Here is an 18136-nt window from a genome sequence, read left to right on the forward strand (position 1 = left end):
CGGTGGAGAGGCCGTTGTCAGTGGTCGCTGCGAAACTGGACGACAGAGGGGATCCGCGACTTCTGGTCACAAGGGAGTGATCGGCATGGCAGGCACGAGCGGTGGGCGTCCGAGCATCTACCCGGCACTGCTGTACGCCGACGCGAAGGCGGCGATCCGACAACTGACGGAGGCCTTCGGCTTCACCGAACTCGCGGTGTACGAGGGCGAGGACGGCCTGGTGAGCCACGCCGAGCTGGTCCAGGGCAACGGGGCGGTGATGCTCGGTTCCAAGGGCACCGGCAGCGCCTACGACAAGCTGATGAAGGAAGCGGGCCCGGCCGGGGTGTACGTCGTGGTGGACGACGTCGACGCGCACCACCGCCGCGCAGTGGAGCACGGCGCGGAGATCCTGATGCCCCCGACGGACCAGGACTACGGCTCCCGGGACTACATGGCCCGGGACGCCGAGGGCAATGTGTGGAGCTTCGGGACCTACGCCCCCGACACGGCGGGCTGAGCGTCCTTCAGCTGCCGCCGGTGTGCACCTGGAAGGCGGCGCGGCGGACGGCCTTGGCGAGGGCCGGGTCGGGGTGGGCGGCGGCGAGGGCGACCAGGACCTGCACGGTGCGCGGGTGGCCCACGGCCCTTACCTCGTCGAGGAGTTGGGGGACGGTCGGCTGGAGGGCCGACTCCAGGTGCCGCACCAACATGGGGGCCTCGCCATGGTCCGCGACGGCGGCAGCCGTGTCGACCCACAGCCAGGTGGCCTCCTCCCGGGTGAGGACCTCGTGGGCGTCCTCCGGGTCGATCCCGTCGTGCTCGGCCAGCCACAGCAGGGCGTACGGCCGCAGGGTGGGCTCATCGGCCACGGAGCGGACGTCGGGCTCGGCGGGGGCGCCGACCACCCGCAGCGCCTCGAAGGCGAGGCCGCGCAGCAGGGCGTCGTCGCCGCGGGCGGCCCCGAGCAGCTCGGTGACGGCGCTGCCCACGGGGCGGGCGGCGAGCCAGGCGCGGTACTCGGCGCGGGCCGCGTTGGGGCGCAGCTGGGCGCAGCCGCGCAGCATCTCCTCGGCGGCGACCTCGATGTTGCCGGCCGGGCTCTGCGCGGCGACGCAGATCTGCTCCAGCTTGACCCACACCGCCCAGCTGCCGAGCGGGGTCAGGGTGGCCTGGCCGTCGCCGTAGGTCAGGGCGCCGACGCAGGCGAGGGCGCGCAGGGCCCAGTCGAGGAGGGGGGCGAGGGGGGCGTCGGCCGTCTCGGGCACCTCCACGGGCTCCGGCTGCGGACCGTAGGGGATCTCGCAGCGCTCGGTGCGCAGTTCGGTGACGCGCTGCTCCAGGAGGTCCAGGAGCTGCTCGACGGGGACCGGGCCGGCCGACAGCTGGAGGAAGGAGAGGACCTGGGGCATGGCCGAGACGACTTCGGCGACGGCGGCGGGCTCGCGGTCGGCGGGTTCCGGGACGGCGAGCGACCAGGCGTCGAAGAGGGCGACCCAGCCGCGCAGTACGGCACTGTCGTCACGGTCCCAGGCACGCAGCCGCCAGCCCGGGCGGGCGTCGTCGCCGTGCACCTCGACGAGGCCGGCGAGGCGGGCGGTGTCCCAGTCCGCGCGGACCTGAGCCGCGGTCAGGCCGAGATCCCCGGCCGCGCGGGCGGCCGTCTCGTCGGAGAGGGTGCCGTTGCCGTCGGAGCTCGTGCCGTCCCTGCCGGGGCCCAGGGCGCCGTCGGCCCAGTGCGCGACGCGGGCCGCGTCGGCAAGACCTCTGCGCGCCATTCTGGCCAGTTCCGCGGGGGCCGGTGTGCCCTCCGGGGGGCGGGGCGCGGGGCGGCGTGGGCGCCGTTGGTTCACAGCTGAGGGGGCGGCGGCCAGGGGTCGCGGGCGGACGAGTCGAAGCCTGGAGTCGCGCGGGATACGGGACGTCACGGGTGCAGTCTTCCGGTTGACGGTCCGAAAACCCAAACGGAATGCCGGCGCGGGCACCGGGGAGGTCCGGCACCGGGGCCGCGCGGAGGGGCATACGCCGAGATCAGGCCAGTGGTACGGGCTTAAACGGAACCTCTGGGACCGGGGCGCCCGCCGGTCACATCAGGGGGGTGAGGAAACGGCGCAGTGCCTCTTCGTAGGCGCTCGGGTCGGCGTTCCACATGGCCGCGTGGGGAGCCCGGCGGACCGTGTGGAGGGCGATCCGGTCCGGGTGGGCGGCGGCGAGACGGCGGGAGAGGTCCCACGGGGCGATCGTGTCGTCCGGGCCGTGCAGGATCAGGGTCGGCGGCGGGGGCCGGTCGGGGCCCGTGTCGTCGGTCCGGTCCTCGGGGCCGCCGTAGGAGCCGCCGTAGGGGACGGTGCGGTCGGCGTACAGGCCGTAGTGGCCGCTGGGCAGGCCCGTGCGGCCCTGTGCCGCGCGCACCGCGAGCGGGAGGAGGACGCCGGGGGTGTGGCGGGCCGCGGCGAGGGCGCGCAGGGTCAGCTCCCAGCTGAGGACCGGGGAGTCCAGGACGAGTCCCCTGACGCGGTCGCGCAGGTCCGAGTGGGCGGCGGCGCGCAGGGCCATGGTGGCGCCGGTGGACCAGCCGTACAGCACGAGTTGGCGGGCGCCGTTGGCGAGGGCGTAGCGCATGGCCGCGTCCAGGTCGCGCCACTCGGTCTCGCCGAAGTGGTTCAGGCCGTCCGGCGGGCGGGGGGCGCCGGCGTCGCCGCGGAGGGTGGGGGCGAGGACCGGGAAGCGGTGGCGGTGCAGGAACTCCATGATGTTCAGGGCGTGTTCGCGGGTCGTGCCGAGGCCGTGGACCGCGATGACCCAGGTGTCCCTCTTGCCGGGGACGAACCACGCGGGGAGGACGCCGAGTTCACCCGGGATGTCGACGTCGGTGTGGTCGAGGCCGAGGGCCGACTTCGGGTCGCCTACGTGGACGTTCGGGGTGAGCCAGACCTTGTCTCCAGGGGCCAGGGTGCCGTGGGTGACGCGTTCCAGGCGGCGGACGACGGTGTCGGCGGAGTGCGGTTCCGCGGTGAGGACGTCGCCGACGACGGCGTGGGAGGCGTCGCCGGTGAGGCCGTAGGTGCCGGGGCGGAGGGCGGCGAGGTCGCGGGTGAGCGCGATGCGGTGCCCGGCCGGCCCGGTCTCGGTGGAGTGGACGGTGAGCCGGGGTTCGCCGGGCAGCGGGCGGCCCGGGGGTGCCTTCAGGCCGGCGTCGCTGGCGATCCGGCCAGCGACGATTCCGGCCGCGGCGGCGGTGAGGGCTGCGGTGACGGCGGCGGCCGTCGCTTTGACAGTGCGCACGCTATTCAGTGTCGCGGGGGATGGGGGTTGGGGCCAGTGGGAGGCTGTTCGGGTGCGGGGTGGTGGGGGCGGGCGTTGTGCGCAGTTCCCCGCGCCCCTGGATGCCTGCGGCGGCCTGCGCGGGCCCGGTGGGGGCTTGTGTAGCGCAGGCTCGGCTGCTTCAGCCGTGCTCGGTGACGGACGCCGGTCGCTGCGGGCGGACACCCCCCACCCCGTCCCCTTCCCGCCGTACGCGGCTAAAGGTGCGTCCGCCTGTCCCACCTAGGGGCGCGGGGACCTGCGCGACCAGCCCCCGCCGGGCCGCAGCCGCCCTCCGACGTCACGGGGCAGTCAGGTGCGCTGCCCGTACCCCCGCAACCGCTCCCCCACCTCCGCCAGTTGTTCCTCTGTCAGGAGGTTCGGGGTCAGGTTCGGGACCGCGCGGGCCGTCAGCCAGAGGTGGCACATCCATTCCAGTTGGGCTGTGCGGTCGTAGGCCTGGGCGAGGGTGTCGCCGTAGGTGATCGTGCCGTGGTTCTGGAGGAGGCAGGCGGAGCGGCTGGCGAGGGCGTGGAGCATGTTGTCCGCCAACTCGTCGGTGCCGTAGGTGGCGTAGGGGGCGACCCGGACGGGGCCGCCGAGGGCGCTGGTCATGTAGTGGATCGCGGGGAGTTCGGGCACGAGCGTGGAGACGGCCGTGGCGTGCACCGCGTGGGTGTGGACGACCGCGCGGGCGTCGGTGCTGCGGTAGATCGCCAGATGCATGGGCAGTTCGCTCGTCGGCACCAGCGTGCCCAGGATCTGACGGCCCTCCAGGTCGACGCCCGTCACGTCGTCCGGTGCGAGGCGGTCGTAGGGGACGCCCGACGGGGTGACCAGGACCGTGTCCCCGACGCGTACGGAGACGTTGCCGGAGGTGCCGACGACCAGTCCTTCGGTGACCGTCCGGCGGGCCGTGTCGACCAACTCGCCCCAGGCGTCCGCCTCCTCGGCCCGTACGCCTCTCGTGCCGCCTTCGGCAGTCCGTACTTCTTGTTCCTCAGCCATGCCGCGATCCTGCCAGTCGTGGCGTCGGGGGGCGCCGGCTGGAGCTTCGTGGGGGCGCGTTTTTCGTATGGGCGCCCCTCTTGTGCGCCTTGGCCGGGGACAGACCGTAATTCGGTGATCTTCCAGTAGCGTCTGGGCTTTGCCGTGCACGACGCCATTCCGGGGGGACACATGGCCCGCGCCCTGGCCCTGTCCGTGGCCGCGCTCGCTGTGGGAGGCATGGCCCTGGCCGGGACGCCCGCCTCGTCGGCGAGTCTGCCCAGGGGGCACGACGTGTCCTCGCATCAGAAGGACGTCGACTGGGGGAAGGCCAGGGCCGAGGGCGCCGGATTCGTCTACGTCAAGGCGACCGAGTCGACGACCTACCGCAACCCGCACTTCGGCCGGCAGTACGAGGGAGCGCGCGACGCCGGCATTCTGCGTGGGGCGTACCACTTCGCACTGCCGGACAAGTCGTCGGGCCGGGCGCAGGCCGCGTACTTCGTGCGCAACGGCGGCGCCTGGTCCGCGGACGGCTGGACGCTGCCGCCCGCGCTCGACATCGAATACAACCCGTACGACAAGAAGTACAAGTGCTACCGCATGAGCAAGGCGGAGCTGATCGGCTGGATCAGGTCGTTCAGCGACGAGGTCAGGCGGCTCACCGGGCGCCGGCCGGTCATCTACACGACCGCCCACTGGTGGAACATGTGCACGGGCGGCAGCGGTGCCTTCGCCTCGGACCACGCGCTGTGGGTGGCCCGCTACCGCTCGGCGGACGCGGGACCGCTGCCCGGCGGATGGTCGTCCTGGACGATCTGGCAGTACGACAACAGCGGCAGCCTGCCGGGTGACCAGAATCTCTTCAACGGGTCGGCCCGGCAGCTGAAGAGGTTCGCCGCCGGGTCGTAGCCGTGGGACATATGGGCCGTACGGGGGCCGTGGGGTTCGGCGAAGCCAAGCGCGAAGATTCCGGTCACCGTGCGGCCCGCCCCAGTTCACCTTCCGTTCATCCAGGTTACCTACGTTCAACATGCCAATGACCTCGAACGATTGCCTGGGTAAATGGAAAACTTCTCGCTGATCCTCGCGATTGTGGTTGTCACCGCACTCGCGTTCGATTTCACGAACGGTTTTCACGACACCGCCAACGCGATGGCCACCACCATCTCGACCGGTGCACTCAAGCCCAAGGTCGCGGTGGCCATGTCCGCCGTGCTGAACCTTGTGGGCGCCTTCCTCTCGGTGGAGGTCGCCAACACGATCTCCAAGGGTCTCGTCGACGAGACCGGCATCCGTCCCGAGGTCATCTTCGCCGCCCTGGTCGGCGCGATCCTCTGGAACCTGCTGACCTGGCTGGTGGGACTGCCCTCCAGCTCCTCGCACGCCCTCATGGGCGGTCTGATCGGCGCCACCATCGCCTCGGCGGGCATGGGCGCGGTCCATGGCGACGCGCTCGTCACCAAGGTCCTGATCCCGGCGATCGCGGCACCGATCGTCGCGGGCGTCGCCGCCATGCTGGCCACCCGGCTCTCCTACTCGCTGGGCAAGAAGGCCGACGGCAAGGCCGCCGCGAAGGGCTACCGCACCGGCCAGATCGCCTCGGCCGGACTGGTCTCGCTGGCCCACGGCACCAACGACGCGCAGAAGACGATGGGCATCATCACCCTCGCGCTGGTCGCCGGCGGCGCCGTCGCCCCCGACTCCGACCCGCCCACCTGGGTCATCCTCTCCGCGGGTCTCGCCATCGCGCTCGGCACCTACCTCGGCGGCTGGCGCATCATCCGCACCATGGGCAAGGGCCTGACCGAACTCCAGCCGCAGCAGGGCTTCGCCGCCCAGACCAGCGCGGCCACGGTCATCCTGGCCTCGTCCCACCTCGGCTTCTCCCTCTCCACCACGCACGCCGTCTCCGGTTCGGTGATGGGCGCGGGCCTCGGCCGCAAGGGCGGGGTCGTCCGCTGGTCGACGGCCACCCGGATGCTCGTCGCCTGGGGCCTGACGCTCCCGGCGGCGGCCCTGGTGGGCGCCCTGGCCGAGTCGGTCACGAACCTCGGCGACTGGGGTACGGCGGTCGTGGCGCTCTTCCTCGTCGCCTCCAGCGCGGCGATCTGGAAGATCTCGCGGCGCGAGGTCGTGGACGCGTCGAACGTCAACGAGACCGACGAGCCCGCCGGTGTGGTGACCACGGCGATCGCCGCCGTGACCCCGCCGCCCACGGGGGCGGTGACCGAGGACCTCACCGCCACGATCCCGGCCCCGCCCGTCACGACGGAACCGGCCGCCCCGCCGGCCGCCGTCTGAGCCCGCAGCACTAAGGAAGCAGCCTCACCATGAAGATCGACTGGGAAGCACTCGGCTCCGTCTTCGGCGTCAGCCTCGTCGTCACCGTGGGCCTCGTGGCCCTGTTCACCCTCGGCATCATGGGCCTGTCCCGCCAGGAACGGGCCACCGCCCAGGGCGACTCGGCCGCTCTCGCGGTCACCGGCGCCTACGCCTGCTTCGCGGCGTGCGCGGCGGCGGTGGCGTACGGGATCTATCTGATCGTGGCCTGACGTCACTCGCGTCACTCGACGGCCGGGCGGGCACGGAACTGCAGGTTCCGTGCCCGCCCGGCCGTCTTCCATGACCGGCGGTGTGGGGTTCTGCACACTCCCCCGCCGCAGGTCAACAGCAAGTTGACGGGTCTCGAAGGCCCGTGGTGGACTGCCGGAGCCATATACGGCGGCAGGAGAGGAAGCCGGTGCGAATCCGGCGCGGTCCCGCCACTGTCACCGGGGTAGACACCCCCGGGAGCCAGGAACTCTCGCCGCCGGACTCGTCGAACCAGGGCGCGGACACCCTGAGTGAGGACATGACGCGATGCTCGCCTGCCGATCGACCAGCAGTACCAGGCACTTGAACGACCCCGCGATCGGCTGACCCGATGCGTGCCGATCGCGTTTTCGCGTACGGCGCCGCCGCCGGTCTGATCGGTGACCTTCTGCTCGGTGACCCACGTCGTGGGCACCCGGTCGCCGCGTTCGGGCGGGCCGCCGGTGCCGTGGAGCGGGTGCTGTGGCGGGACCACCGCGGGTGGGGCGCGCTGCACACCGCCGTGTGCGTGGGGGGTGCCCTGGGGCTCGGGGCCGTCGCGGAGCACGTCGTACGTCCGTCCCGTACCGCTTCCGTCGCGCTCACCGCGGCCGCCACCTGGGCCGTCGTGGGCGGGACTTCACTCGCGCGGGAGGCCCGGGTCATCGGGCGGGCGCTGGAGGCCGGGGACGTCGAGGCGGCCCGGGACCGGCTGCCTCATCTGTGCGGGCGGGATCCGCAGGCTCTCGATGCCGACGGGATCGCCCGGGCGGTGGTGGAGTCCGTCGCCGAGAACACCTCCGACGCCGTCGTGGGGGCACTCGTGTGGGGTGCCGTCGGCGGGGTGCCGGGGCTGCTCGGGTTCCGGGCCGTGAACACGCTGGACGCCATGGTGGGGCACAAGTCGCCCCGGTACAGGCGCTTCGGGTGGGCCTCGGCCCGGCTCGACGACCTCGCCGGGTGGCCGGGGGCGCGGCTGACCGCCGTACTCGCCGCCCTGGCCGGTGACCGTCCCCGGGGTGCCGTGCGGGCCTGGCGCGAGGACGCGCACCGGCATCCGAGTCCCAACGCCGGGCCCGTGGAGGCCTCGTTCGCGGGGGCGCTGGGCGTCCGGCTCGGGGGGACCCTCTCGTACGCGGGGCGGGTCGAGCACCGGCCGGTGCTGCATCAGGAGGGGCGCGCCGTCGCCACCTACGACATCGAGCGCGCGGTACGGCTGTCGCGGCGCGTCGGACTGCTCGCGCTCGGCGTCGGTGTCGCCGCGCGGGCCTTCGTGAAGGGGCGTACGGCATGAGTGGCGGGGGTCTTCTCGTCGCCGGCACCACCTCCGACGCCGGCAAGAGTGTCGTCACCGCCGGGATCTGCCGGTGGCTGGTGCGGCAGGGGGTGAAGGTCGCGCCGTTCAAGGCGCAGAACATGTCCCTCAACTCGTTCGTGACGAAGGAGGGCGCGGAGATCGGGCGCGCGCAGGCCATGCAGGCGCAGGCCTGCCGGGTCGAGCCGACCGCGCTGATGAATCCCGTGCTGCTCAAGCCCGGTGGCGAACAGAGCAGCCAGGTCGTGCTGCTCGGGAAGCCCGTGGGCGAGCTGAGCGCTCGTGGGTATCACGGGGGGCGGCAGCAGAAGCTCCTCGGGACCGTGCTCGACTGTCTCGCCGAGTTGCGGGGCACGTATGACGCGGTGATCTGTGAGGGGGCCGGCAGCCCGGCCGAGATCAACCTGCGGCGGACCGACATCGTCAACATGGGCATCGCCCGCAATGCCCGCATTCCGGTGCTTGTCGTCGGTGACATCGACCGCGGTGGGGTCTTCGCCTCGTTCTTCGGGACCGTCGCGCTGCTCAGCCCCGAGGATCAGGCGCTCGTCGCCGGGTTCCTCGTCAACAAGTTCCGGGGGGACGTCTCACTGCTCGAACCCGGGCTCGACATGCTCCACGGACTCACCGGGCGGCACACCTACGGCGTTCTGCCCTTCCGGCACGGACTCGGGATCGACGAGGAGGACGGGATGGGGGTCCGGAACTCCCGGGCCTCCGCCCCGGTGGGCGAGGACGTGCTGCGGGTGGCCGTGTGCGCGATTCCGCTCATGTCGAACTTCACCGATGTCGACGCGCTCGCCGCCGAACCCGGTGTCGTCGTGCGGTTCGTGGACCGGCCGGAGGAACTGGCCGACGCCGACCTCGTCATCGTTCCGGGGACCCGGGGGACCGTCCGCGCGCTGGACTGGTTGCACGAGCGTGGGCTCGCCCGCGCCCTCGTCCGAAGGGCCGCGGAAGGGCGGCCGGTCCTCGGCATCTGCGGCGGCTTCCAGATCCTCGGCGAGCACATCGAGGACGAGGTGGAGAGCCGGCAGGGGCACGTCGAGGGGCTCGGGGTCCTTCCCGTGCGGGTGCGGTTCGCCCGCGAGAAGACCCTCACCCGGCCGGTGGGGGAAGCCCTCGGGGAGCAGGTCGAGGGGTACGAGATCCATCACGGGGTCGCTGAAGTCCAAGGCGGAGAAGCCTTCCTGGACGGCTGCCGGGTCGGCCGGACCTGGGGCACGCACTGGCACGGTTCGCTGGAGTCGGACGGCTTCCGGCGGGCCTTCCTGCGGGAGGTGGCGGCCGCCGCGGGCCGCCGGTTCGTACCGGCCCCCGACACCTCGTTCGCCGCGCTGCGCGAGGAGCAGCTCGACCGGCTCGGCGACCTGATCGAACAGCACGCGGACACGGACGCGCTGTGGCGGCTCATCGAGTCCGGCGCGCCACAAGGACTGCCTTTCATTCCACCGGGAGCGCCCGCATGAGCACAGTGTTGTTGTTGTCCACCGCCGACACCGACCTGTTGGCGGCCCGGGCCGCTTCCGGTGCCTCGTACCGGATCGGCAACCCGACCCGTGTCGATGTCGCGCGGGAGCTGCCCGCGCTGATCGAGGGCGCGGACATCGCCGTCGTACGGCTGCTCGGCGGCAAGCGGGCCTGGGAGGACGGGCTCGCCGCGCTGAGGGCTTCCGGTGTCCCGACCGTGCTGCTCGGCGGCGAGACCGTGCCGGACGCGGAGTTGATGGCCGAGTCGTCCGTGCCCGCGGGTGTGGTCGCGGAGGCGCTGAAGTACCTCGTCGAGGGCGGGCCCGAGAACCTGGAGGAACTCGCCCGGTTCCTCTCCGACACCGTGCTGCTGACCGGCGAGGGGTTCGTCGAGCCGCGGAAGATGCCGGAGTACGGCGTCCATGGCTCCTGTGCGCGGGAGAGCGGCCGGCCGACCGTCGGTGTGCTCTTCTACCGGGCCCATGAACTCAGCGGCAACACCGCCTTCGTGGACACCCTGTGCGAGGCGATCGAGGCGAAGGGCGCCAACGCCCTTCCCGTGTACTGCGGTTCGTTGCGCGGAGCCGACGCCGGGCTCTACGAGATCCTCGCCGGGGCCGACGCCCTCGTCGCCACCGTCCTCGCCGCCGGCGGCACCCACGCCTCGCAGGCCTCGGCCGGCGGGGACGAGGAGGCCTGGGACATCGGGGCGCTGGCCGACCTCGACGTGCCCGTGCTGCAGGGGCTCTGCCTCACGACGTCCAGGGCCGCCTGGGACGAGTCCGACGCGGCCCTCTCCCCCATGGACGCGGCCATGCAGGTCGCGATCCCGGAGTTCGACGGACGGCTGATCACCGTGCCGTTCTCCTTCAAGGAGCAGGGCCCCGACGACGTCCCGGTGTACGTGGCCGACCCGGAGCGGGCCGCGCGGGTCGCCGGGATCGCCGTACGGCACGCGAAGTTGCGGCACAAGCCGAACGCCGAGAAGAAGCTCGCGCTGGTCTTCACCGCGTATCCGACCAAGCACTCGCGGGTCGGCAACGCGGTGGGCCTCGACACGCCCGCCTCGGCGGTGCGGGTGCTGGACGCGCTCAGGGACGCCGGTTACGCCGTGGAGGGGTACCCCGACAACGGCGACGAGTTGATCCACCGGCTCATCGAGGCCGGCGGGCACGACGTCGAGTGGCTGACCGAGGACCAGTTGGCCTCCGCCCCCGCGCGCGTGCCGCTCGCCGACTACCGGGCGTGGTTCGACCGGCTGGACCCGGAGCTGCGGCAGGGCATGCTGGACGCGTGGGGCGAGCCGCCGGGTTCGCTGTACGTCGACGGTGACGACATCGTGCTGGCCTCCCTCCAGTTCGGGAACGTCGTGGTGATGATCCAGCCGCCGCGCGGCTTCGGGGAGAACCCGATCGCGATCTACCACGACCCGGACATGCCGCCGTCGCACCACTACATGGCCGCGTACCGGTGGCTGGACCGTTCTTTCGGCGCCGACGCCGTCGTCCACATGGGCAAGCACGGCACGATGGAGTGGCTGCCGGGCAAGGGGCTCGGTCTGAGCGGGGGCTGCGCGCCGGACGCGGTGCTCGGTGAGCTGCCGCTGATCTACCCGTTCATCGTCAACGACCCCGGCGAGGGCACCCAGGCCAAGCGGCGCGGACACGCCACGGTCGTCGACCACCTGGTGCCGCCGATGGCCCGGGCCGACACCTACGGCGACCTCGCCAAGCTGGAGCAGCTGCTCGACGAGTACGCGCTCGTCTCCGACCTGGACCCGACCAAGGCCCCGGCCGTGCGCGCCCAGATCTGGACGCTGGTCAAGGCGGCCGAGCTGCACCACGACCTGCATGTCGACGAGCAGCCGGACGACGAGACGTTCGACGAGTTCGTCATGCACATCGACGGCTACCTGTGCGAGATCAAGGACGTGCAGATCCGGGACGGGCTGCACATCCTCGGCGGCGGTCCGGTCGACGAGGCCCGGGTCAATCTGGTGCTGGCCGTGCTGCGCGCCTCGCAGGTGTGGGGCGGGCAGGCCAACGCCCTGCCGGGACTGCGGGCCGCCTTCGCCGCCCATTTCGGACTGGTGGAGAAGGAGTTGCTCGCCGAGCCGGGGGCGCCGGTGAAGGTGCCGGTGGAGCTCTCCGACCTCGTCGAGGGCCCCGCGCGGACGGCCGCCGACGCGATCGACCTGCTGGAGCAGCTGTGCCGGCGGGTCGCGGAAGGCATGGAGGCCGTGTCCTGGGACGCGGCGGCCGTCCCCGGTCTCGTCCGTGACGTCCTCGGCACCGAACTCGCCGACGCCGTCGCCGTGTTGGAGTTCGCCTGCGACGAGGTCGTGCCGAGGCTGGCCCGCACGACCGACGAGATCGGGCACATCCTCAAGGCCCTGGACGGCGGTTACGTCCCGGCCGGGCCCTCCGGATCCCCGACCCGCGGACTCGTCAACGTTCTGCCGACCGGCCGGAACTTCTACTCCGTCGACCCCAAGGCCATTCCGTCCAGGCTGAGTTGGGAGGTCGGGCAGTCGCTCGCCGACTCGCTGGTGCAGCGGTACCTCCAGGACACGGGTGAGTACCCGAAGTCCGTGGGGCTGACGGTCTGGGGCACGTCGGCCATGCGCACCCAGGGCGACGACATCGCCGAGATCCTGGCGCTGCTTGGCTGCCGCCCGGTGTGGGACGACGCCTCGCGGCGGGTCACCGGCTTCGAGGTGATCGGCCTGGAGGAGCTCGGGCGGCCCCGCATCGACGTGACCGTCCGGATCTCCGGGTTCTTCCGGGACGCGTTCCCGCACGTGGTCGGGCTGATCGACGACGCCGTCCGCAAGGTGGCCGAGCTGGACGAGCCGGCCGACCGCAACTTCGTGAAGGCGCACGCCGACGAGGACACCGTCGAGCACGGTGACCGGCGGCGCGCGACCGCCCGGATCTTCGGGTCCAAGCCGGGGGCGTACGGTGCCGGGCTGCTGCCGCTGATCGACGCCCGCAACTGGCGTTCGGACGCCGACCTGGCCGAGGTGTACGCGGTGTGGGGCGGTTACGCCTACGGGCGCGGGCTCGACGGGCGGGCGGCACGCGGGGACATGGAGACGGCGTTCAAGCGGATCAACGTGGCCGCGAAGAACGTCGACACCCGTGAGCACGACCTGGTCGACGCCGACGACTACTTCCAGTACCACGGCGGCATGGTCGCCATGGTCCGCCACCTCACGGGCGCCAACCCCGAGGCGTACGTGGGCGATTCGGCCACGCCCGACCAGGTGAAGACGAGGACGCTCGGCGAGGAGACCCACCGGGTCTTCCGGGCCCGGGTCGTCAACCCGCGCTGGATGGCGGCCATGCGGCGGCACGGCTACAAGGGCGCCTTCGAGATGGCGGCGACCGTCGACTACCTCTTCGGCTACGACGCCACGGCGGGCGTGGTCGACGACTGGATGTACGAGAAGCTCAGCGCGGAGTACGTCTTCGACGCGGAGAACCGGGACTTCATGAAGAAGTCCAACCCCTGGGCGCTGCGGGGCATCACGGAACGGCTCCTGGAGGCCGCCGACCGTGGGCTGTGGGCCGAGCCGGACGCGGAGACGCTGGAGCGGCTGCGGGCCACGTACCTGGAGCTCGAGGGCGACTTGGAGGGTGACGAGAAGTGAGTACCCCGTTTCCGTTCACGGCCGTCGTCGGCCAGGACGACCTGCGGCTCGCGCTGCTGCTGAACGCCGTCTCACCGGCGGTCGGCGGCGTGCTGGTGCGCGGCGAGAAGGGCACCGCCAAGTCGACGGCGGTGCGCGCGCTTTCGGCGCTGCTGCCCGAGGTCGCGGTCGTCCCCGGCTGCCGTTTCTCCTGTGACCCCGCCGCGCCGGACCCGTCCTGCCCGGACGGCCCGCACGAGGCCGGCAACGGCGCGACGCGGCCCGCGCGCATGGTCGAACTCCCCGTCGGCGCCTCCGAGGACCGGCTGGTCGGCGCCCTGGACATCGAGCGGGCGCTCGCGGAGGGCGTGAAGGCCTTCGAGCCGGGGCTCCTCGCCGACGCGCACCGCGGGATCCTCTACGTCGACGAGGTCAACCTCCTCCACGACCACCTCGTCGACCTGCTGCTCGACGCCGCCGCGATGGGGGCGTCGTACGTCGAACGCGAGGGCGTCTCGGTACGGCACGCCTCGAAGTTCCTGCTGGTCGGCACCATGAACCCCGAAGAGGGCGAGCTGCGGCCGCAGTTGCTCGACCGGTTCGGTCTGACCGTCGAGGTCGCGGCCTCGCGGGAGCCGGACCAGCGGGTGGAGGTTGTGCGGCGGCGGCTCGCGTACGACGACGATCCGGCGGGTTTCGCGACGCGCTGGGCCGACGAGGAGGCCGCCGTACGGCAACGGATCGTCGCCGCACGGGAGTTGCTGCCGTCGGTGCGGCTGGGCGACGGGGCGCTCCGGCAGATCGCGGCGACCTGTGCCGCGTTCGAGGTGGACGGCATGCGGGCCGACATCGTGATGGCGCGGACGGCGACCGCACTGGCCGCGTGGGCCGGGCGGACCGAGGTACTCGCCGAGGACGTCCGGCAGGCCGCGCTGCTCGCGCTGCCGCACCGCAGGCGCCGTAACCCCTTTGACGCGCCGGGACTCGACGAGGACAAGCTCGACGAGACCTTGGAGGAGTTCAGCGGCTCCGGGGACTCGGGCGACTCAGGGAACGATGACGAGCCGGATCCGGACGGGCCCGGTGGGGGTGGCGGGCAGCCACCGTCCGGGCCGCAGGACGACGGGCCGCAGGCCGACGGGGGTTCCGGTGCGCAGCCGGAGGCCGGGGACGGCGGTGAGCCGCAGGCGTCCGGGGCCGGTTCCGGGGAGCAGGCCGCCGCACGGGCTTCCGAGCCGTTCCGCACCAAGGTGCTCAGCGTTCCCGGGCTCGGGGACGGCGCCGCCGGGCGGCGGTCCCGGGCGCGGACCGAGCACGGGCGCACGACCGGTGCGCGGCGGCCCCGGGGGGCGCTGACCAAGCTGCACCTGGCGGCCACCGTGCAGGCGGCCGCGCCCCATCAGCGGGCGCGGGGGCGGTCGGGGCCCGGTCTCGTGGTCCGGCGTGACGATCTGCGGCAGGCGACGCGTGAGGGGCGCGAGGGGAACCTCGTGCTGTTCGTCGTCGACGCCTCGGGGTCGATGGCGGCGCGGCAGCGGATGAGCGCGGTGAAGGGGGCCGTGCTGTCTCTGCTCCTCGACGCGTATCAGCGGCGGGACAAGGTGGGGCTGGTGACCTTCCGGGGGTCGGCGGCCGAGGTCGCGTTGCCTCCCACGTCGTCCGTGGATGCCGCGGCGGCCCGCCTGGAGACACTGCCGACGGGCGGGCGTACCCCGCTCGCGGCCGGGCTGCTGCGGGCGCACGAGGTGCTGCGCGTGGAACGGCTGCGGGACCCCGCCCGGCGGGCGCTGGTCGTGGTGGTGACGGACGGCCGGGCCACCGGCGGGCCCGAGCCGGTCGCCCTCGCGGGACGGGCGGCCCGGCTGTTCGCCGCGGGGGGTGTCGCCTCGGTCGTCGTGGACTGTGAGTCGGGGCCCGTGCGGCTGGGGCTGGCCGGGCAGCTCGCCGGTGAACTGGGCGGTACCGCGGTGACGCTGGACGAGTTGCGGGCCGACTCGATCGCCGGACTGGTGAAGGACGTACAGAGGAGGGCCGCGTAATGCCGCAGGGACAGCCGAGTGTGGTGCCGGAGGACGGGCTGACGACGCGACAGCGGCGGAACCGGCCGCTGGTCGTCGTGCACACGGGGGTCGGGAAGGGGAAGTCCACCGCGGCTTTCGGGCTCGCTCTGCGGGCCTGGAACCAGGGGTGGCCCATCGGGGTGTTCCAGTTCGTCAAGTCGGCGAAGTGGAAGGTCGGCGAGGAGAACGCGCTGCGGGTGCTCGGGGCGTCCGGGGAGGGCGGCTCCGTCGACTGGCACAAGATGGGCGAGGGCTGGTCCTGGGTCCAGCGTGATGCCCAGATGGACAACGAGGAGAAGGCCCGGGAGGGCTGGGAGCAGGTCAAGCGGGATCTCGCCGCCGAGACGTACAGGCTGTACGTGCTCGACGAGTTCGCGTACCCGATGCACTGGGGGTGGGTGGACACGGACGAGGTTCTCGATGTGCTGCGGGAGCGGCCCGGGACCCAGCACGTGGTGATCACCGGGCGGAACGCCCCGGAAAAGCTGGTCGACTTCGCCGATCTCGTGACCGACATGTCCAAGGTGAAGCACCCGATGGACGCCGGGCAGAAGGGGCAGCGGGGTATCGAGTGGTGATGTCCTCGTCCGTCTCCGTCCCCCGGCTGGTCGTCGCCGCGCCGTCGTCCGGCAGCGGGAAGACCACCGTCGCCACGGGGTTGATGGCCGCGTTCGCCGCGCGGGGGCTCGCCGTGTCTCCGCACAAGGTGGGCCCTGACTACATCGATCCCGGGTATCACGCGCTCGCGAGCGGGCGGGTGGGGCGGAATCTCGACGCTTACCTGTGCGGTCCCGAGCTGGTGGCTCCGCTGTTCCTGCACGGGGCGCGGGGGTGTGACATCGCCGTCGTCGAGGGCGTGATGGGGATGTTCGACGGGGCCGCGGGGGAAGGGGAGCTGGCGTCCACGGCTCATGTGGCGAAGCTGCTGCGGGCGCCGGTGGTGCTGGTCGTCGATGCCTCGTCGCAGTCGCGGTCGGTGGCCGCGCTGGTGCACGGGTTCGCGTCGTGGGACCCCGAGGTGCGGGTGGGGGGCGTGATCCTCAACAAGGTCGCCTCCGATCGGCATGAGGAGCTTCTGCGGGAGGCGTTGGAGTCGGCCGGGGTGCCCGTGTTCGGGGTGCTGCGGCGGGTGGCCCAGGTGGACACGCCGTCCCGGCATCTGGGGTTGGTGCCGGTCGCTGAGCGGCGGGCAGATGCGGTGGACGCGGTCGCGGCGATGGCGGAGCAGGTGCGGGTCGGGTGTGATCTCGAGGGGCTGATGGGGCTTGCTCGGGGGGCCGGGGCGTTGTCGTGTGCGGCTTGGGATGCTGCTGAGGTGCTGGGTTCTTCGCCCCCGCCGCCCCTACCCGTCCCATCCCCAGGGGCTGCCGCCCCTTCGACTCCGCTCCCGGGGGCGCGGGGAACTGCGCGACCAGCCCCCACTCAGCCGCACCCGACTTCCGACGGGCCGGTACGAGTCGCCGTCGCCGGTGGTCCTGCCTTCACCTTCTCCTACGCGGAGCACAGCGAACTGCTCACCGCCGCCGGAGCCGAGGTCATCGTCTTCGACCCCCTGCGGGATGAGCAACTGCCGGACGGGACATGCGGGTTGGTCATCGGAGGTGGTTTCCCCGAGGTCTACGCCGCCGAACTCTCCGCCAACGAACCGCTCCGCAAGGCCGTCTCCGCCCTCGCGGAGACCGGCGCTCCCGTCGCCGCCGAGTGTGCCGGGCTGCTCTATCTGTGCCGTGAGCTCGACGGGCAGCCGATGTGCGGGGTGCTCGACGCCTCGGCCCGGATGGAGGAGGCGCTCACCCTGGGGTATCGCGACGCCGTCGCCGTCAGTGACAGTTCGCTCGCCGTCGCCGGGACGCGGATGCGGGGGCACGAGTTCCACCGGACCGTGGTGGAGCCGGGGGCGGGAGACGCCGCGGCCTGGGGTGTGCGGGTGCCCCGGCGGCGGCTCGAAGGGTTTGTACAGCGCGGTGTGCACGCGAGTTATCTGCACACGCACTGGGCCTCGCAGCCCGGTGTCGCCCGTCGGTTCGTGGAGAGGTGCCGAACGTCATGAGCAGCAGCAGGTTGATCGGGGTCGGGGTCGGGCCCGGGGATCCGGAGCTGGTGACCGTCAAGGGCGTCAACGCCCTGCGCGCCGCCGACGTGGTCGTCGTACCGGTCATGGCTGCGCCTGATGGAAAAGACGGCGGAGAGCCGGGGCGGGCCGAGGCCACCGTGCTGCACTACGTGCCGCAGGAGAAGGTCCTCCGGGTCGTCTTCGCCCTCAACGAGCGCAGTGACCACAGCCGGCGCGAGGCCGCCTGGGACGCCGCCGGGGAGCGGGTCGCCGAGCTGCTGCGGGCCCACGGGTCCGTCGCCTTCGCCACCATCGGCGATCCCAACGTCTACTCCACCTTCACCTACCTCGCCCACACCATCGGCGAGCTCGTGCCCGGGGTCGTCGTCGAGACGGTGCCCGGCATCACCGCCATGCAGGATCTCGCCGCGCGTTCCGGGGCCGTGCTGACCGAGGGCACCGAGCCGCTCACCCTGGTGCCCGTCACCGCCGGTTCGGCCGTGCTCAAGGACGCGCTCAACGGGCCCGGGACCGTCGTCGCCTACAAGTTCGGGCGGCAGGCCGCGGAGGTGGCCGAGGTGCTCAGGGAGACCGGGCGGCTCGGGGACGCCGTATGGGGATCGGCCCTGGGTCTTGAGGCCGAGTCCATCCGGCCCGCCGCCGAGCTCGACGGGGCTCCGTTGCCGTATCTCTCCACCCTGATCGCGCCCGCGCGGCGGGACGGCACCCGGGGTGGCAAGTTGTGACCCCCTCGGCGAACCCCT

Annotated in this window: 14 protein-coding genes and 1 riboswitch; of the genes, 11 read left to right on the top strand and 3 right to left on the bottom strand. The window is 72.6% G+C overall.

Annotated elements, in window-relative coordinates:
• Window positions 1-85 precede the first annotated feature (85 nt).
• Window positions 86-499: a VOC family protein gene (locus H293_RS0129200; RefSeq protein ID WP_020121366.1), complete on the top strand. Its 414-nt coding sequence runs from the start codon at window positions 86-88 to the stop codon at window positions 497-499.
• 7 nt (window positions 500-506) lie between these two features.
• Here the strand turns inward: H293_RS0129200 and H293_RS0129205 are convergent, their stop codons facing one another.
• From H293_RS0129205 to H293_RS0129215, 3 genes are all read right to left on the bottom strand, one after another.
• Window positions 507-1907: a hypothetical protein gene (locus H293_RS0129205; RefSeq protein ID WP_199790208.1), complete on the bottom strand. Its 1401-nt coding sequence runs from the start codon at window positions 1905-1907 to the stop codon at window positions 507-509.
• Window positions 1908-2064: 157 nt separating this feature from the next.
• A complete protein-coding gene (locus tag H293_RS0129210; protein WP_020121368.1) occupies window positions 2065-3264 on the bottom strand; it encodes an alpha/beta hydrolase in 1200 nt (399 codons plus the stop codon).
• 330 nt (window positions 3265-3594) lie between these two features.
• Complete coding sequence (locus tag H293_RS0129215; protein WP_020121369.1) at window positions 3595-4290, bottom strand: class II aldolase/adducin family protein; 696 nt, start codon at window positions 4288-4290, stop codon at window positions 3595-3597.
• Between the two features lie 171 nt (window positions 4291-4461).
• Here H293_RS0129215 and H293_RS0129220 point away from each other — a divergent pair, with 171 nt between their 5' ends.
• The 10 genes from H293_RS0129220 (at window position 4462) to cobI (ending at window position 18118) form a co-directional block, all read left to right on the top strand.
• Window positions 4462-5181, top strand: coding sequence for a lysozyme (locus H293_RS0129220; RefSeq protein WP_020121370.1), 720 nt, complete (start codon window positions 4462-4464; stop codon window positions 5179-5181).
• A 153-nt stretch (window positions 5182-5334) separates the two neighbouring features.
• On the top strand, window positions 5335-6573 hold the full coding sequence (locus H293_RS0129225; protein WP_020121371.1) for an inorganic phosphate transporter: 1239 nt from the start codon (window positions 5335-5337) through the stop codon (window positions 6571-6573).
• 29 nt (window positions 6574-6602) lie between these two features.
• Window positions 6603-6824, top strand: a complete 222-nt coding sequence (locus H293_RS0129230; protein ID WP_020121372.1) for a hypothetical protein — start codon at window positions 6603-6605, stop codon at window positions 6822-6824.
• Window positions 6825-6954: 130 nt separating this feature from the next.
• Window positions 6955-7094: riboswitch (cobalamin riboswitch) on the top strand.
• 101 nt (window positions 7095-7195) lie between these two features.
• Window positions 7196-8137 carry a cobalamin biosynthesis protein gene (locus H293_RS0129235; RefSeq protein WP_020121373.1) on the top strand — a complete coding sequence of 314 codons (942 nt, stop codon included), beginning with the start codon at window positions 7196-7198 and terminating at the stop codon, window positions 8135-8137.
• Window positions 8134-9627, top strand: a complete 1494-nt coding sequence (locus H293_RS0129240) for a cobyric acid synthase (RefSeq protein WP_020121374.1) — start codon at window positions 8134-8136, stop codon at window positions 9625-9627. The genes H293_RS0129235 and H293_RS0129240 overlap by 4 nt, the downstream gene beginning before the upstream one ends.
• Window positions 9624-13280: a cobaltochelatase subunit CobN gene (gene cobN / locus H293_RS0129245; protein ID WP_028808293.1), complete on the top strand. Its 3657-nt coding sequence runs from the start codon at window positions 9624-9626 to the stop codon at window positions 13278-13280. The genes H293_RS0129240 and cobN overlap by 4 nt, the downstream gene beginning before the upstream one ends.
• A complete protein-coding gene (locus tag H293_RS0129250) occupies window positions 13277-15298 on the top strand; it encodes a putative cobaltochelatase (RefSeq protein ID WP_020121376.1) in 2022 nt (673 codons plus the stop codon). Before cobN ends, H293_RS0129250 begins: the two co-directional genes overlap by 4 nt.
• On the top strand, window positions 15298-15897 hold the full coding sequence (gene cobO / locus H293_RS0129255; RefSeq protein WP_020121377.1) for a cob(I)yrinic acid a,c-diamide adenosyltransferase: 600 nt from the start codon (window positions 15298-15300) through the stop codon (window positions 15895-15897). The genes H293_RS0129250 and cobO overlap by 1 nt, the downstream gene beginning before the upstream one ends.
• A complete protein-coding gene (locus H293_RS0129260) occupies window positions 15897-17369 on the top strand; it encodes a cobyrinate a,c-diamide synthase (RefSeq protein WP_028808294.1) in 1473 nt (490 codons plus the stop codon). Before cobO ends, H293_RS0129260 begins: the two co-directional genes overlap by 1 nt.
• Complete coding sequence (gene cobI / locus H293_RS0129265; RefSeq protein ID WP_020121379.1) at window positions 17366-18118, top strand: precorrin-2 C(20)-methyltransferase; 753 nt, start codon at window positions 17366-17368, stop codon at window positions 18116-18118. Before H293_RS0129260 ends, cobI begins: the two co-directional genes overlap by 4 nt.
• The last annotated feature ends 18 nt before the right edge of the window (window positions 18119-18136 follow it).

This window comes from Streptomyces canus 299MFChir4.1 (assembly GCF_000383615.1).
GTDB classification, from domain to species: domain Bacteria; phylum Actinomycetota; class Actinomycetes; order Streptomycetales; family Streptomycetaceae; genus Streptomyces; species Streptomyces canus_C.

Excerpts from the sequence above, each read along its gene's own strand:
- H293_RS0129200 (WP_020121366.1), top strand. The coding sequence starts at position 86 with ATGGCAGGCACGAGCGGTGGGCGTCCGAGCATCTACCCGGCACTGCTG.
- H293_RS0129215 (WP_020121369.1), bottom strand. The coding sequence starts at position 4,290 with ATGGCTGAGGAACAAGAAGTACGGACTGCCGAAGGCGGCACGAGAGGC.
- H293_RS0129220 (WP_020121370.1), top strand. The coding sequence starts at position 4,462 with ATGGCCCGCGCCCTGGCCCTGTCCGTGGCCGCGCTCGCTGTGGGAGGC.
- H293_RS0129225 (WP_020121371.1), top strand. The coding sequence starts at position 5,335 with ATGGAAAACTTCTCGCTGATCCTCGCGATTGTGGTTGTCACCGCACTC.
- H293_RS0129230 (WP_020121372.1), top strand. The coding sequence starts at position 6,603 with ATGAAGATCGACTGGGAAGCACTCGGCTCCGTCTTCGGCGTCAGCCTC.
- H293_RS0129235 (WP_020121373.1), top strand. The coding sequence starts at position 7,196 with ATGCGTGCCGATCGCGTTTTCGCGTACGGCGCCGCCGCCGGTCTGATC.
- H293_RS0129240 (WP_020121374.1), top strand. The coding sequence starts at position 8,134 with ATGAGTGGCGGGGGTCTTCTCGTCGCCGGCACCACCTCCGACGCCGGC.
- cobN (WP_028808293.1), top strand. The coding sequence starts at position 9,624 with ATGAGCACAGTGTTGTTGTTGTCCACCGCCGACACCGACCTGTTGGCG.
- cobO (WP_020121377.1), top strand. The coding sequence starts at position 15,298 with ATGCCGCAGGGACAGCCGAGTGTGGTGCCGGAGGACGGGCTGACGACG.
- H293_RS0129260 (WP_028808294.1), top strand. The coding sequence starts at position 15,897 with ATGTCCTCGTCCGTCTCCGTCCCCCGGCTGGTCGTCGCCGCGCCGTCG.
- cobI (WP_020121379.1), top strand. The coding sequence starts at position 17,366 with ATGAGCAGCAGCAGGTTGATCGGGGTCGGGGTCGGGCCCGGGGATCCG.